Raw genomic sequence first — 15,749 nt, 5'->3', positions numbered from 1 at the left:
TCCACCGCCATCGCAGCCTTGCGCTGCTCGTGCGCTCCTACAGAAAATCGTTTGAATCAATCGACCTCAACCCTCGATCTCAACCAGGATCTCTCCCGGATTGACCCGATCACCCTTGGCGACGTGGATGGCAACCACCTTGCCGGCGATGGCGGCTTGAACTTCGGTCTCCATTTTCATGGCTTCGGTGATCAACACGGCCTGACCGGCTTTGACCATGTCGCCTTCCTTTACCAGTACATCGACGATGTTGCCGGGCATGCTGGTGCTGACATGGCCAGGACCGCTGGCCTGGGTGCGCTTGCTGGCGCCGCCGCTGACGAATTCGTTGAGCGGCTCAAACACCACTTCTTCCGGCATGCCATCGATGGACAGGTAAAAGTGGCGCTTGCCTTCAGCCTTGACGCCGACGCCCGTGATATCCACACGGTAGCTTTCGCCGTGGACATCAATGACAAACTCGGTCGGCACGCCTTCGCCGCCTGCCTTGCTCACACCGCCCGCTTCCGGGATGGGTAGCAATACTTCGGGCTTCAATGTGCCTGCAGCCCGTTCTTCGAGGAACTTGCGACCAATGTCCGGGAACATGGCGTAAGTCAGAACGTCTTCTTCCGAGGTCGCCAACGCCCCGATGTCGTCGCGCAGCTTGTTCATCTCAGGTTTGAGCAGGTCAGCGGGACGCACATCAATCAGCTCTTCGCTGCCAATCGCCTGGCGACGCAGTTTTTCATCCACCTCGCCAGGGGCTTTGCCGTAACCGCCTTGCAGGTACAGCTTCACTTCGTTGGTGATGGTCTTGTAGCGTTCACCAGCCAGCACGTTGAAGAACGCCTGAGTGCCCACGATTTGCGAAGTCGGCGTCACCAGCGGTGGATAACCCAGATCCTTGCGTACCCGTGGAATCTCGGCCAGCACTTCACCCATACGGTTGAGGGCGCCCTGCTCTTTGAGCTGGTTGGCGAGGTTGGAAATCATCCCACCCGGCACCTGGTTGACCTGCACCCGTGTATCCACGGCGGTGAATTCGCTTTCAAACTGGTGGTACTTCTTGCGCACTGCGTAGAAGTACAAGCCAATTTCCTGCAACAGCTCCAGGTTCAGGCCGGTGTCGAACTCGCTGCCTTTGAGGGCCGCAACCATCGATTCGGTGCCTGGATGGCTGGTACCCCAAGCGAAGCTGGAGATCGCCGTGTCGATGTGATCGGCGCCGTTTTCGATGGCTTTGAGCTGGCACATGGCAGCCAGGCCAGCCGTATCGTGGGAGTGGATGAACACCGGCAATGACTGCTCGGCTTTTAGCGCCTTGACCAGTTCGCCGGTGGCGTAAGGTGTCAGCAAGCCGGCCATGTCCTTGATCGCCACCGAGTCGCAACCCATGGCCTCCATCTGTTTGGCCTGTTCAACGAACGCGGCAATGGTGTGCACCGGGCTGGTGGTGTAAGCGATGGTGCCCTGAGCGTGCTTGCCCGATTCCTTCACGGCCTCGATGGCAACGCGCAGGTTACGCACGTCGTTCATGGCGTCGAAAATACGGAACACATCAATGCCGTTGGCGGCAGCCTTGGCGACGAAGGCTTTGACCACGTCATCGCTGTAGTGCCGATAGCCCAGCAGGTTCTGGCCGCGCAACAGCATTTGCAGGCGTGTGTTAGGCAATGCGGCACGCAACTGACGCAGGCGCTCCCACGGGTCTTCCTTGAGGAAGCGCACACAGGCATCGAACGTCGCGCCGCCCCAGCATTCCAGCGACCAATAGCCGACTTTGTCGAGCTTGTCGCAGATCGGCAGCATGTCTTCGGTGCGCATCCGGGTGGCCAGCAGCGACTGATGGGCGTCACGCAGGATGGTGTCGGTTACAAAGATCTTCTTGGACATTTGGATCTCCTCATAGCTGCAAGCTCCAAGCTACAAGCCGCAAGTAAAAGCAGATCTGCTTTTGCTTGAAGCTTGCGGCTTGAGGCTTGCCGCTGCTTATCTATAAGCCCGCATGCGCGGCAATGGCGGCGGCGATGGCCAGGGCAAGCTCTTCGGGTTTGCGCTTGATCGAGTAGTTGGTCAGTTCAGGATGGCTTTCGACAAAGCTGGTATTGAACTGACCGCTACGGAATTCGGGGTTACGCAGGATTTCCTGGTAATAGGCCGCCGTGGTTTTCACCCCTTGCAGGCGCATGTCATCCAGGGCCCGCAGGCCGCGGTCCATCGCCTCTTCCCAAGTCAGCGCCCAGACAATCAGCTTCAGACACATGGAGTCGTAGAACGGCGGAATCGTGTAACCGGTATAGATCGCCGTATCGGTACGCACGCCGGGACCGCCGGGCGCGTAGTAACGAGTGATCTTTCCGAAGCTGGGCAGGAAGTTGTTCTTCGGGTCTTCGGCGTTGATTCGGAACTGCAGGGCAAAACCGCGATGGATGATGTCTTCCTGCTTGACCGAAAGCGGCAAGCCCGAGGCAATACGAATCTGCTCACGGACGATATCGATGCCAGTGATTTCCTCGGTGATGGTGTGTTCCACTTGCACCCGGGTATTCATCTCCATGAAGTACACCTCGCCCTCGGCGAGCAGAAACTCCACGGTGCCAGCATTTTCGTAACCCACAGCCTTGGCAGCACGCACCGACAAGTCACCGATATAGGCGCGCTGTTCCGGCGTCAGCTGTGGGCTTGGGGCAATTTCGATCAGCTTCTGGTTACGCCGCTGGATCGAGCAGTCACGTTCGAACAAGTGCACGACGTTGCCAAAGCTGTCACCGAGGATCTGCGCCTCGATGTGCTTCGGGTTGACGATGCATTTTTCGAGGAAGACTTCTGCCGAACCAAAGGCCTTGGTGGCCTCGGAAATGACTCGCGGGAAAGCCTGCTCCAGTTCTTCACGGCTGTTGCACCGACGAATACCGCGCCCGCCGCCGCCGGAGGTGGCCTTGAGCATCACCGGGTAGCCAATGCGATCACCTTCGAGCAAGGCTTCGGCGATATCTGCAACATTGCCTTCAGTGCCCGGTGTCACCGGCACGCCAGCTTTGATCATGCTGCGCCGGGCTTCGGTCTTGTCACCCATACGGCGGATGACTTCCGCAGAAGGCCCAATGAATTTGATGCCACGTTCGGCACAGATGTCGGCCAGTTCGGCGTTTTCCGAGAGGAAGCCATAACCCGGATGTAACGCATCGCAGCCGGTTTCCACCGCCAGGTTAACCAACTTGCGCGGGTTCAGATAACCGGCCAGTGGCTCGGCGCCGATGCTGTGTGCTTCGTCCGCACGCTTCACATGAAGCGCATGGCGGTCAGCGTCGGAAAAGACCGCCACTGAGCGAATACCCATTTCGGCGCAAGCGCGCACGATTCGGACAGCAATTTCACCGCGGTTGGCGATCAGGATTTTTGTTATCACGAGTATTTCCTCGACCGTTGAACAGGCGGTTGGCAAACCGGGCTATTTGTAACAGCACGTGTGTTGATTGCCGCACCGACACCCTATGCCTGATCAGGGATTAACAAAAATGAGTAAAAGTTGGGATGTGTATAAGTAAAGACTTATAGTTGGAGCTTCAGCTATTGGCGGGAGGCTATAAAAGTGCGTAAGTCATTGATGCGCATGACATTGCGTCAGCTGCGGATTTTCAACGAAGTGTGTGATTTGCGTTCCTACAGCCGCGCAGCAGATGAAATGGCGCTTACACAACCGGCTGTCAGCCTGCAAATTCGGCAGCTGGAAGAACTGGTGGGTCAGCCACTGTTTGAATATGTCGGCAAAAAACTCTACCTCACCGAGGCCGCCGAGGCGCTGCAATCCGCCAGCCGGGACATTTTTGGTCGTCTGGAAAGCCTGGATATGCAGCTCACTGACATGCAGGGTTCGCTGCAAGGGCAGCTCAAGCTGGCGGTGGAATCCAGCTGCAAGTACTTCATCCCGCATCTATTCGCCGCCTTCAGGCGCAAGTATCCGGAGGTGATTCTCAGCCTGACGGTCGTCAATCGCGCTCAGGTGATCAGGCGACTGTCGGACAACCGGGATGATCTGGTGGTGATGTCCATGGTGCCTCAGGACATGGGGCTGGAGTTTCTGCCCTTTCTCAACAATCCGATTGTCGCGGTCGCCCCGCCCAACCATCCACTGTGCGACGGGCGCACGCTAAGCCTGAAAGATCTGGAACCCTACCCTCTGCTGATCCGGGAAAACGGCTCGGGAACGCGCAAAGCCTGCGAGGAGTATTTCAAGGACAAGCGCGTGCATTTCACCACGACGCTGGAGGTAGCGGCCCATGAAGCCCAGCGAGAAAGCGTGCTGGCTGGCCTGGGCATCGCCCTGCTGACACGTCATGCGGTCAGTCTGGAACTCGCCACCGGCCTGCTCAAAGAGTTGCCAGTGGCGGAGCTGCCGCTGTATCGCAGCTGGTGCGTGGTGCAGGCCAAAGACCGGCGGCTGTCACCGGTTGCTCATGCCTTTCTGGCGTTCATCCGCACCGAACGTGCGCAGATCAGCCAGCTTGTTGAACGTTTCGACGGTCGCCCGCTGGAGGTTTAGTCGCCTGCCAGTGCTGCGCAGAAAGACCATCGTCGTAATCGCACAGCTCCTGGTTCAGGCGGCGCTCTTCCGAATAGCTTTCAATCGCCCGGCGGAAAGCCATGCGGCGCTGGTCTTCCTGCTGGCGACGGGTTTTTACAGTGCTGTTCTGCTGCGAGTCATCGTAGTGCCGAGGCATATCCTGTCTCCCAAGTGCGTTTCGGGAGTATCAGGATGCCTATAGGTCGTGACGGTAAGGCGGCGGGTGCGTGACAAATTGGTGAACCTGTCATGGCTCAGCCGTCGTAACACACCGTTACAACGCGATAGATATGTACTGCATTTCAGCAGCAGGCCCTTGAGATAGTTGCCCTGCAGGACGCAAACACACTATTTATTAGCACGGAGCTAAACAATGAGCATTCAAACCAAAGACTGGTACGCGCAAGACGACAAAATGCCAGGTGTTAATACTTTTAAAGTCACCGGCATTGTTTCCCTACCCTACCGCCTTCAGGCCGTATTGGTTCGCAGCGCTTCTCCCGGTGCAGGCAACCAGTTGAGCCTGGATCTCATGGTCGAGAGCAGAAAAAACGCCATCACCAATCCAGTGGAGAGGGATGAATCGGCGATCCTCGAGACACCAGTGAGCTACACACAACCAAGCGGAGCAGATATCACCGGAGTGAGCATCTTTTACAAAGGCGCGCTGCTGGTGAATATCGACAACGTACAGATTACTCACTGAGGCGCTGCAGGACGCAGCTGACTTTATAACGCAAGGAGCGACACAATGAGCATTCAAAACAAAGACTGGTACGCCCGCATCAACAAAATGCCAGGCCTGTCGGGTCCGACTCTACTGGTCTCCGGGACTGTTACCGTACCAAACAGCAACACCGAAGCCACTCTGGTAGTCGCTGCCATTCAGGACAAATCTCTGGGTCTGCGGCTGGAGCTGCAACTTGAAAGCAAAGGTATCGGCCTGGCCGTTCTGACCGAAAAAGCGGTCTCGTTCTCGCAGCCGAGCACCTACGACGTACCTCACATCTCCATCTTCCACGATGGCAAAGAGCTGACCCGCATCGAAAACGTTGAAATTCTCAACTGATAAAAAGCCCGATAGCTTTTAGATCGGCAACTCTCGTCAGCTACCCATGCGGAAGCTGGCGGGAGTCTTATCGTTGGGGGTCAGATCATCAATCCTCGTGGGATTTGATCGACTTGGGTGACAGGCGAAGGCTGCGCAGGCTGCGCTTCACGCTCTTGAGGTGGTTGACCAGGCTCGGACCGCGCGCCATGGCAACGCCCATTGCCAACACATCAATGACCACCAGATGCGCGATGCGCGAGGTCAGCGGTGTATAAATTTCCGTATCTTCATGCACATCGATCGCCAGATTCACTGACGACAGCTCGGCCAATGGCGTCTGGCTCGGGCACAAGGTAATCAGCGTAGCGCCGGTCTCGCGCACCAGATTGGCGGTGATCAGCAAATCCTTCGAACGCCCGGACTGGGAAATACACACCGCAACGTCAGAAGGCACCAGCGTCACGGCTGACATGGCTTGCATGTGCGGATCCGAATACGCCGCAGCGCTAAGCAGCAGGCGGAAGAACTTGTGCTGGGCATCCGCCGCCACAGCGCCAGACGCACCGAAGCCGTAGAACTCGACGCGCTTGGCCGAGGCCATGGCGGTTACAGCCAACTGCAAGGCGTGAGGGTCAAGGTTCTCGCGCACTTCCATCAAGGTATGCAGGGTAGTGTCGAAGATCTTCAGGCTGTAATCGGCGACCGAGTCATCTTCATGAATAGCGAACTGCCCGAAACTCGCCCCCGCCGCGAGACTTTGCGCGAGCTTGAGTTTCAGATCCTGAAAACCGGTGCAACCAATGGCCCGGCAGAAACGCACGATAGTGGGTTCACTGATCCCGACATTGTGCGCCAGATCGGCCATGGAACTGTGCATCACAGCCGCAGGATCAAGCAGCACGTGGTCGGCGACTTTGAGCTCCGACTTGCGTAACAGATGGCGTGACTGGGCGATGTGCTGCAGCAGATTCAATGGATGGACTCGACAAAGGTGCATGGGACGGGATGTAGCTTTTTTGTAGTTATACTACATGACCTGCTGGACGCCCAGTTAAACGCGCCATGGACATTCTTACACCGGCAATTGAAGGCTAAATCCTGAGGCGACGTGGGATTATTCCGACATCCCCTTCAATAGCCTTCTCACCAAATACGAAATAACTAGCTGAATTCCAATCTGTAGGAGCGCGGTGTCAGAAAAAAAGAGTCACACCGCCATCGCGGCCTCGCGTTGCTCGTGCGCTCCTACAGAAATGTATGCCAATTCAATGACTGGTGAAGTCCTGAGTTAGCAAAGCTGCCAACGCCCCCGCCTCCAAAGGACGACTGATCAGATATCCCTGCACTTCATCACAGCCATTAGCCTTCAGGAAATCCAGTTGCACCTGATTCTCGACGCCTTCGGCCACCACTTTCAGGCCCAGGCTGTGGGCCATGGCGATGATTGCCTGGGTGATGGCTGCGTCTTCGGTACCTTCGCCCAGGCCGCGAATGAAGGCCTGATCGATTTTCACGTAGTCCACCGGGAAGCGTTTGAGGTAGCTCAGGGAAGAATAGCCGGTGCCAAAGTCGTCGATGGCCAACTTCACGCCCAACTCTCGCAGCTGCTGGAAAGTGCTGATGATGTGCTCAACGCTGTCGAGCAACTGGCTCTCGGTGAGTTCGAGCTCGAGATAGCCAGGTGCCAACCCGGTTTCTTCAAGTACCTGTCGCACCAGGCTGACCAGCTTGCCCTGACGCAGTTGATGCACCGACAGATTGACTGAAATCCGCAACGGCGCGATGCCCTGGCGTTGCCATTCACAGGCTTGTCGACAGGCCTCGCGCAACACTATTTCGCCTATGGAGCCAATCAGCCCGGTCTCTTCGGCCAGTCCGATGAAGTCTCCCGGCGGCACCATTCCTCGCGCAGGGTGGCGCCAGCGCACCAAGGCTTCCGCCGCATCGAGCCGGCCAGTTTCCAGGCTCAGTTTGGGTTGGTAGAAGACCTCCAGCTGGTTCTCCTCAATGGCTTTGCGCAGCTGGATCTCCAGCTGCAAACGCTCAAGGGTGCTGGCCTGCAAACTTTCGGTAAAGAACTGAAAATTATTACCACCCAGATGTTTCGCGTGTTGCATGGCGATATTGGCCTGGCTGACCAGCGCGGATATCTCCCGCGCCGAATCCGGCAAGAGACTGATCCCCACCGAGGCACTGACAACCAGATCATGCCCGGCCACGGAGATGGGCGTGCGCAGTTTGGCCAACAGGCGACTGGTCACCCGGGTGAGGCTGGACAGATTGCCGTAAGCGTCAAACAGCACCGCGAACTCATCCCCCGACAATCGGGCAATGGTGTCGGCTTCCGGCATGGCGCTGCTCAGGCGGCGCGACACCTGCTTGAGTAACTGATCGGCCACTTCATGACCCAGGCTGTCATTGAGAAGCTTGAAACGATCTAGATTGATATGCAGCAAAGCCAGGCTCCTGCCGCCTTGCCGGACGCGCTGATTGGCCTCGCGCAAACGCTCCTTGAACAGCGAGCGGTTGGCCAAGCCGGTGAGCTCATCGAAATGCGTCAGGTAGCGCATTCGCTCTTCCGACTCGCGACGAGCTGACAGATCGGCGAAGAAGCCGACAATGTGACTCATATTTCCGGCAACATCTCGAACGACACTGAGCTGCAACCACTGCGGATACAGCTCGCCGTTCTTACGGGTTTCCACCAGCTCGCCCTGCCAGCTGCCGGTCTGTTCCAGTGACTGATGAATGGTCTGAAAATGCCGGCGGGCATCACGGCTACTGGCGATGTCAGTCACTTTGCGTCCGACCATCTCCTCCTGCTCGTAGCCGGTGACGCGGCTGAACGCCTGATTCACCGCCAGGATGTTGTAGTCCGGATCGAAAATGACAATGCCTTCACTGGCCGCTTCAAACACAGTCGCTGCAAGCCTTGGCGGGCTTATGCTGAGGGCCAGGTTGGCTTCCTCCAGTTCGCTGGTGCGCAACGCGACGCGCACTTCCAGCTCGGCCTGAGCCTCCCGCAGCTCCAGCTCGGCCTTGCGCCTCTGGTCGATTTCATGGCCCAGCTCAGTATTGAGCTGCGCGCCGTTGATTTGCGCCTGCTGCAATTCGTCAATCAAGGCCTGATTCTGAAAGCGTCTGATCAGGCCACTCTGGATCAGGCGATTGACCTGCCAGGCAACCACGATCAGTGCGACCAACAGCGTTATTCCCAGCCAGCCCCAGCCGCGCATCGGAATGTCACCGCCCCAGAAAAGATAAGCGATCGGCGGCAGCAGACACGGCAAGGTAAATGTCAGGAAGGCCGGAATGCTGGCGGCGTAGGCGATGCTGGCAGAAAGCGTCGCGGCACCGATCAGGCCGAACACCCAGGCCTGTTGCTGGAAGTTCTCCACGGGCACCAGCACCAACGCCGCGCTGGCCAACGTCAGACCACTGACCGCGGCGCCCAGCAGAAACATTCGGCCCCAGACCGGGTCAGCACGGCGTTCAGGTGTTGCGGAGCGAAACGCGGCAACCTGGATGACCCGCAGACTCACCAACGCCGATAGCCAGCCGAGCCAGACGCTGACCAGCAGATAGCGCTCCGGACTCCACAATAAAAAAGCGCAGACCGCCCCGTTGATGAACATCAACAAGGTGGGCAACAACGACCCTTGATAAAGCAGGCGCGTGCGCTCCACGGCCAGGGGGCCTGCGTACTGCTGACGAATGGAGTCGCGGCTCACGCGTGTGGCGTCCGAGGCGCTGAAACTGAAAGGCATGGCGGATTCTTATAATAATGAGGCTCTGAGCGTGCATCGGAGCATACACAAGCCGTGCGGGAGACCAAACTGTCTGGCGTCATTAAATCCACCTGTTTGCGTCCGTTGGGGATCTCGGTTTGCCGGGAGGCCTTCGCTGAACCCCCAATAGGTTTGACGGACTCAGAACCTGTGGGAGCGAATTCATTCGCGAAGGCAATATCCCAATCATCGAAACTGCACTGGATTGACTGACCCCTTCGCGAATGAATTCGCTCCCACGATAGACCGCAACTCCTCTGAGTGTCAGACAGCGGCCCCTCAAACTGGTTTATCCAGATAAGCCACCGCAGGTCACTTTTGTCGCGCCGAACAAAGCATGGTTTGCCCGGTTACGCTCGGCACCCTAGAATGCGTCGATGCGCGATGATCTCTCCCTTCTGCTTAATTCCCTCAACGATGCCCAACGTCAGGCCGTAGCTGCCTCCGTGGGTCGTCAGTTGGTCCTGGCCGGCGCTGGTTCCGGCAAAACCCGTGTGCTGGTGCATCGCATCGCCTGGTTGATCCAGGTCGAGCAAGCCTCGCCCCATTCGATCCTGTCGGTGACGTTCACCAACAAGGCGGCGGCAGAAATGCGCCACCGGATCGAACAGCTGATGGGTATCAACCCGGCCGGCATGTGGGTTGGCACTTTCCACGGCCTGGCGCACCGCCTGTTGCGGGCGCACTGGCAGGAAGCCGGTCTGGCGCAGACGTTCCAGATCCTGGACAGCGACGATCAGGCACGGCTGGTCAAACGAGTGATCCGCGAGTTGGGTCTGGATGAGCAGCGCTGGCCGGTCAAGCAGGCCCAGTGGTTCGTCAATGGCCAGAAAGACGAAGGGCTGCGGCCGAAACATATTCAGGCCAGCGGTGATCTGTTCCTGACCACCATGAAATCCATTTACGAAGCTTACGAAGTCGCCTGCCAGCGCGCCGGCGTCATCGACTTCTCCGAGCTGCTGCTGCGGGCCCTGGACCTGTGGCGTGATAACCCTGGCCTGCTCGCCCACTATCAACGGCGTTTCCGCCACGTCCTGGTGGACGAATTCCAGGACACCAACGCCGTGCAGTACGCCTGGTTGCGCCTGCTGGCTCAGGGCGGTGACAGCCTGATGGTGGTAGGCGACGACGATCAGTCGATTTACGGCTGGCGTGGCGCGAAAATCGAAAACATCCATCAGTATTCGTCTGACTTCCCGGACACCGAAGTTATTCGCCTGGAACAGAACTACCGTTCCACCGCCAGCATCCTCAAGGCGGCCAACGGGCTGATCATCAATAACAGCGGCCGCATGGGCAAAGAGCTATGGACAGATGTTGGCGACGGCGAACTGATCAATCTCTACGCAGCCTTCAACGAGCACGATGAAGCTCGCTACGTGGTAGAAACCATCGAGAGCGCGCTCAAGACCGGCCTGGCGCGTAGTGAAATTGCCATTCTCTATCGCTCCAACGCCCAATCCCGTGTTCTTGAAGAAGCCTTGCTGCGCGAGCGCATTCCGTATCGCATTTATGGCGGTCAGCGCTTCTTCGAACGTGCTGAAATCAAAAACGCCATGGCTTACCTGCGCCTGCTGGAAGGCCGTGGCAACGATGCGGCACTGGAGCGGGTCATCAACGTTCCTGCACGCGGGATTGGTGAAAAGACCGTCGAAGCGATACGTCAGCACGCCCGCCATGCTGATGTCTCCATGTGGGAAGCCACGCGTCAGTTGATCGCCAATAAAGGCCTGACCGGTCGTGCCGCCGGGGCGCTGAGTGGTTTCGTCGAGCTGATCGAGAACCTAGCCGCCAAGGTCATGGAGATGCCGTTGCATCTGATGACTCAGACCGTGATTGAGCAATCCGGTTTGATCAACTATCACAAGGAAGAGAAAGGCGAGAAAGGCCAGGCCCGGGTAGAAAACCTTGAGGAACTGGTCAGCGCTGCGCGCAACTTCGAGAACAGCGAAGAGGATGAGGAACTGACCCCACTGGCGGCGTTCCTCGGCCACGCTTCGCTGGAAGCCGGCGACACTCAGGCCGAAGAGCACGAAGACAGTATTCAGCTGATGACCCTGCACAGCGCCAAAGGCCTGGAATTCCCTTACGTTTTTCTGGTGGGCATGGAAGAAGGCCTGTTCCCGCACAAGATGAGCCTGGAAGAGCCTGGCCGCCTTGAGGAAGAACGGCGTCTGGCCTATGTGGGTATCACTCGCGCCATGCAGCAGTTGGTGATGACCTACGCCGAGACCCGTCGCCTGTATGGCAGCGAGACCTACAACAAGGTTTCGCGTTTCGTACGGGAAATCCCGCCATTGCTGATTCAGGAAGTGCGCTTGTCCAACAGCGTCAGTCGACCTTTTGGCGGCACACAGAAAGTCAGCACCAGCAGCCTGTTCAACGGCACGGGAATTCCGGAAACCGCTTTCAGCCTCGGCCAACAGGTCAGGCATGCGGTGTTTGGTGACGGTGTGATCCTGAATTTCGAAGGCGCTGGCGCCCAGGCCAGGGTGCAGGTCAACTTCGCCGAAGGCAGCAAGTGGCTGATGATGGGCTATGCGAAGCTGGAAGCGATTTGAAGATCCGCCTGTAGGCCGACATACCTGTGGGAGCGGTGCTTGCCCGCGATAAGGCTGGACGCGATCTAAAGTGAACGCGTCCAGCCTTATCGCGGGCAAGCCTCGCTCCCACAGGGTTATGCGATTAAGGTTCTATCGCCCTCCCGCTTGAATCCACCGCCGGTCAGCTCCATATAGATGAGCAGGCCTGACGATCCGTCCTACAGAACTTTTACCGAAGCCCTACAGACCAACCTTTACAGGCTCTGCAAGCTTCTACGTAAAAGCCGGAAACATTTGGCCGCTAGCCATACACATAGGCCCTATGCAATATGGCGCGCGTGCAATTCATAAAACGGGAATACCCTTATGCAACGTTTTCTTAGCATCGCTCTGGCGCTGTGCATCGGGCTCACCATGAGCCTCGACGCCAACGCTGCGCGTTTCGGTGGCGGCAAGAGCATGGGCTCCGCGCCAAGCCATCAGGCGCGCCAAACTGCTCCGTCCACTCCTGCTGCAGCGCCTAACGCTGCTGGCCGTCCGGCCCCTGCTGCCAGCGGTGCTTCTCGTTGGCTCGGCCCATTGGCCGGTATCGCTGCCGGTGGCCTGCTCGCTTCCATGTTCATGGGCGACGGCTTCCAGGGGATGCAGATCTTCGACATCCTGATCATGGCGGTTATTGCCTTCCTGATCTTCCGCTTCATCGCGGCCCGTCGTCGCAAGCAGCAAGGCCCGCAAATGGCCACTCCTGCTGGTCCGGTGCCGTATCAGCGTGAAAACACCGAGCAGCCTGCACAGAACTCGATGTTCGGCGACATGGGCGCAGCTTCAGCCGCCGCTCCGGTGATCAACGCTCCGGCCTGGTTCAACGAAACCCGCTTCCTCGAAGCCGCTCGTAGCCACTTCCAGTCGCTGCAGCAGCACTGGGACGCCAACGAGATGGACAAGATCGAAGAGTTCGTGACCCCGCAGATGCTGGCCTTCCTGAAGAAGGAACGCGCTGATCTGGGCGAAGGCTTCCAGTCGACTTACATCGACAATCTGACCGTGCAACTGGACGGCCTGGATGATCGCGCTGATAAAACCATCGCGACCCTGACCTTCAGCGGCGTATCCAAGACTTCGCGCTTTGATCAAGGTGAAGTATTCAGCGAAAGCTGGAACATGGAACGCCCACAGGGCGAGAATCAGCCTTGGCTGGTTGCTGGTATCCGCCAGAACGGCTGATCCAGAGCGCTCCATGCTTGAGCAAAACCCCGGACTTGTCCGGGGTTTTTGTTTTATCCGATCGGATAGTTATTTTGAGAAAGGCTTTACGCTACTGTATAAACCGCGCCATCAAGTCAGAGGAGCCAGGCCGTGGAAGAAGTCATTGAACAATTACGCGAAGCGAATGAACCTGTTCCGGTTCCGCTTGAACTGCCCGACGAGGATCAACTCGTCGAGGTCGAAGAACAGCTGTTTATCAACATTCCCTTCGTCTTCAAGGAATTCCTGCTGACGGTAAGCGACGTGGTTTACGGCAGCCTGGAGCCGGTGACCATTACCGACCCACAGTCGCACACCTACCTGCCAGACGTTGCTGCCAACGCTTGGGACGTAGGCGTACCCCGTGAGCTGATCCCGATTTGTCAGGACGGCGAAGACTACTACTGCGTCGAAGAAGACGGCACCGTGGTGCTGTGGTCCGGCGAGGAAGAACTGGTTACCGAAGAAAACTGGGAATCGGTGTGGCACTGGGCGCGGGACGTTTGGCTGGAAAGCTGAGTTTCTGACGCATCCCCTAAAGCACCGATACCTGTGGGAGCGGTGCTTGCCCGCGATAAGGCTGGACGCGGTTTCACTTAGGATCGCAGTGACCTTATCGCGGGCAAGCACCGCCCCCACAGGGGTCTATCGCCGCTCAATGCTCATTCGGCTCCTGATGATTGCCCAACGTATCCAGCAACGCGATCTGCATGCGCGTATGCACCCGAATGAACCAGCGCCACGCCACCGCAGCGACGATCGCCGCAATCACCACGATCAAAATCAGCAGCTCATTGGTCGGCAGAATGCTCGCGGACAAAGCCGCCAGCAGTACGAAAATCACCAATAGCGACAACAAAGGGATCACCTCGGCGATCACCTTGCGCACCCGCGCCGTATGCCGCCCCGCCATCTCGGGTTTGACGCCCATTTCCGCCAGCAACATCGACAGCGCCTTGAGCTTGCGATACGCGGCAATCAGGAAAGGCAGCGACAACAACAGCGCTGCGCCACAGATCCAGGCTTTCTGCTGACCCACGTCGCCGATCCAGTCGCTGATATAGATGCCGATGCGCTCGGCGAAATAGCCGCCGCAGAAGAAAATCGCGATCACCAGCGCCAGATTGACCCCGACCTGCAACAGAATCCGCCGAATCATCGAAGCCAGAAGCGCACCCTCGCCTTGCGGCTGGATGCTGCGCAGCCACTCGCCATACATGCCGAAAACCCGGGACATGCGTTCGGGCATGATGCGCGCCAGATGATGAGACAACGGGTCTGCGCCCCGAATAAGGTAAGGAGTCAGCAACGTGGTGATGGCGGATACGGCAACCGCCACCGGGTACAGAAAGTCGCTGGTGACCTGCAACGTCATCCCCAATGCCGCGATGATGAAGGAAAATTCGCCAATCTGTGACAGCCCCATGCCCACCCTAAGTGAGGTTTTGCCGTCGTTACCGGCGAGAAACGCCCCCAACCCGCAGGAAAGCATCTTTCCCAGGACCACTGCCACCGTAATAACGGCAATGGGCCACGCGTACTGAAGCAGGATCGCCGGGTCTATCATCAAGCCGATGGCGACAAAAAAGATCGCGCTGAACATGTCGCGGATGGGTTCGATGAGGCGCTCGATTTTCAGTAACTGGCGGGATTCAGCCATGATTGCGCCAATCAGGAACGCGCCGAGCACCATGCTGTATTCCAGCTTGACCACCAGCAGGCAGAAACCGAAGCACAGGCCGAGTACGGTGATCAGCAGCATCTCGTTGCTTTCGAATTTCGCCACATAGGCCAGCAAGCGCGGCACCAGCAAGATGCCGATCACCAGTGCAACGATCATGAACAGCGACAGCTTGCCCACCGTGGAGAACACTTCACCTGAGCTGACCGAGCCGCTCACTGCAATCCCCGACAGTAGCGCAATGATGCCGATGCCCAGGATGTCTTCGACGATCAGCACACCGAATATCAGTTGCGCAAAGGGCTGATTCTTCATTTTCAAATCGTTGAGCGCCTTGACGATGATGGTCGTCGAGGAAATTGCCAGGATTGCCCCAAGGAACAGCGAGTCCATGGTGCTCCAGCCAAAGAACTGGCCGATTTCGTAGCCAATCCAGATCATCAGGGTGATTTCCAGAAACGCGGCAATGAAAGCCGTCGCGCCCACCTTGAACAACTTGCGCAGGCTGAATTCCAGCCCGAGGCAGAACATCAGGAAGATCACCCCCAGTTCAGCCAGGGTCTTGATGGTGTCTTCGTCGTGGATCAGGCCGAAAGGCGGGGTATGCGGCCCGATGATGAAACCGGCAACGACATAGCCGAGCACCACCGGCTGTTTGAGCCGATGGAACAGGATAGTGACGACACCAGCCACCAGCATGATCACCGCCAAATCCTGAATAAAGCTGATGGCATGCATGGGTCCGGCTCCTTATGAAACGCATCGCAGGTAGCCGAATTGCCGCAAAGACGACGGGCAATTCAGCTACTGCACTGCAAAAATTCTGATTAATTTGTAAGAAATTACCCGTTCCACGGGCTTTTGCAGGTTAACACCGCACATTCCTCGGTAAAGC

Annotated in this window: 12 protein-coding genes; 6 read left to right on the top strand and 6 right to left on the bottom strand. The window is 57.7% G+C overall.

Annotated elements, in window-relative coordinates; all coding sequences use genetic code 11:
- Positions 1-66 precede the first annotated feature (66 nt).
- Positions 67-1,875: a sodium-extruding oxaloacetate decarboxylase subunit alpha gene (gene oadA, locus IV01_RS12810; protein WP_032628572.1), complete on the bottom strand. Its 1,809-nt coding sequence runs from the start codon at positions 1,873-1,875 to the stop codon at positions 67-69.
- Positions 1,876-1,975: 100 nt separating this feature from the next.
- Complete coding sequence (locus IV01_RS12815) at positions 1,976-3,391, bottom strand: acetyl-CoA carboxylase biotin carboxylase subunit (protein ID WP_032628571.1); 1,416 nt, start codon at positions 3,389-3,391, stop codon at positions 1,976-1,978.
- A gap of 183 nt (positions 3,392-3,574) precedes the next feature.
- On the opposite strand from IV01_RS12815, the gene IV01_RS12820 reads away from it, so the two are divergent.
- On the top strand, positions 3,575-4,525 hold the full coding sequence (locus IV01_RS12820; RefSeq protein ID WP_032628570.1) for a LysR family transcriptional regulator: 951 nt from the start codon (positions 3,575-3,577) through the stop codon (positions 4,523-4,525).
- On the opposite strand, the gene IV01_RS12825 is transcribed toward IV01_RS12820, so the two are convergent.
- On the bottom strand, positions 4,479-4,703 hold the full coding sequence (locus tag IV01_RS12825; protein WP_032628569.1) for a PA3496 family putative envelope integrity protein: 225 nt from the start codon (positions 4,701-4,703) through the stop codon (positions 4,479-4,481). The genes IV01_RS12820 and IV01_RS12825 overlap by 47 nt on opposite strands.
- A gap of 216 nt (positions 4,704-4,919) precedes the next feature.
- On the opposite strand from IV01_RS12825, the gene IV01_RS12830 reads away from it, so the two are divergent.
- Complete coding sequence (locus tag IV01_RS12830) at positions 4,920-5,252, top strand: hypothetical protein (RefSeq protein WP_032628568.1); 333 nt, start codon at positions 4,920-4,922, stop codon at positions 5,250-5,252.
- 45 nt (positions 5,253-5,297) lie between these two features.
- Positions 5,298-5,615 carry a hypothetical protein gene (locus IV01_RS12835; protein ID WP_032628567.1) on the top strand — a complete coding sequence of 106 codons (318 nt, stop codon included), beginning with the start codon at positions 5,298-5,300 and terminating at the stop codon, positions 5,613-5,615.
- Positions 5,616-5,703: 88 nt separating this feature from the next.
- Here IV01_RS12835 and hexR read toward each other — a convergent pair whose 3' ends face one another.
- Positions 5,704-6,570, bottom strand: a complete 867-nt coding sequence (hexR, locus tag IV01_RS12840; protein WP_032628566.1) for a transcriptional regulator HexR — start codon at positions 6,568-6,570, stop codon at positions 5,704-5,706.
- A gap of 292 nt (positions 6,571-6,862) precedes the next feature.
- Positions 6,863-9,364 (bottom strand): putative bifunctional diguanylate cyclase/phosphodiesterase, encoded by a 2,502-nt coding sequence (locus IV01_RS12845; protein ID WP_050507541.1) that lies wholly within the window; start codon positions 9,362-9,364, stop codon positions 6,863-6,865.
- Positions 9,365-9,762: 398 nt separating this feature from the next.
- Here IV01_RS12845 and uvrD point away from each other — a divergent pair, with 398 nt between their 5' ends.
- From uvrD to IV01_RS12860, 3 genes are all read left to right on the top strand, one after another.
- On the top strand, positions 9,763-11,946 hold the full coding sequence (gene uvrD, locus IV01_RS12850; RefSeq protein WP_032628565.1) for a DNA helicase II: 2,184 nt from the start codon (positions 9,763-9,765) through the stop codon (positions 11,944-11,946).
- Positions 11,947-12,294: 348 nt separating this feature from the next.
- Positions 12,295-13,152, top strand: a complete 858-nt coding sequence (locus IV01_RS12855) for a Tim44 domain-containing protein (protein WP_032628564.1) — start codon at positions 12,295-12,297, stop codon at positions 13,150-13,152.
- Positions 13,153-13,284: 132 nt separating this feature from the next.
- On the top strand, positions 13,285-13,692 hold the full coding sequence (locus IV01_RS12860) for an SMI1/KNR4 family protein (protein WP_032628563.1): 408 nt from the start codon (positions 13,285-13,287) through the stop codon (positions 13,690-13,692).
- Positions 13,693-13,828: 136 nt separating this feature from the next.
- Here the strand turns inward: IV01_RS12860 and IV01_RS12865 are convergent, their stop codons facing one another.
- Positions 13,829-15,592, bottom strand: a complete 1,764-nt coding sequence (locus tag IV01_RS12865; RefSeq protein ID WP_032628562.1) for a cation:proton antiporter — start codon at positions 15,590-15,592, stop codon at positions 13,829-13,831.
- Positions 15,593-15,749: the final 157 nt, after the last annotated feature.

Origin of the sequence: Pseudomonas syringae, assembly GCF_000737245.1 — a bacterium.
Taxonomy (GTDB): domain Bacteria; phylum Pseudomonadota; class Gammaproteobacteria; order Pseudomonadales; family Pseudomonadaceae; genus Aquipseudomonas; species Aquipseudomonas syringae_J.
The sequence above is the reverse complement of the archived record's forward strand: the minus strand, read 5'-3'. Positions and strand labels throughout refer to the sequence as shown.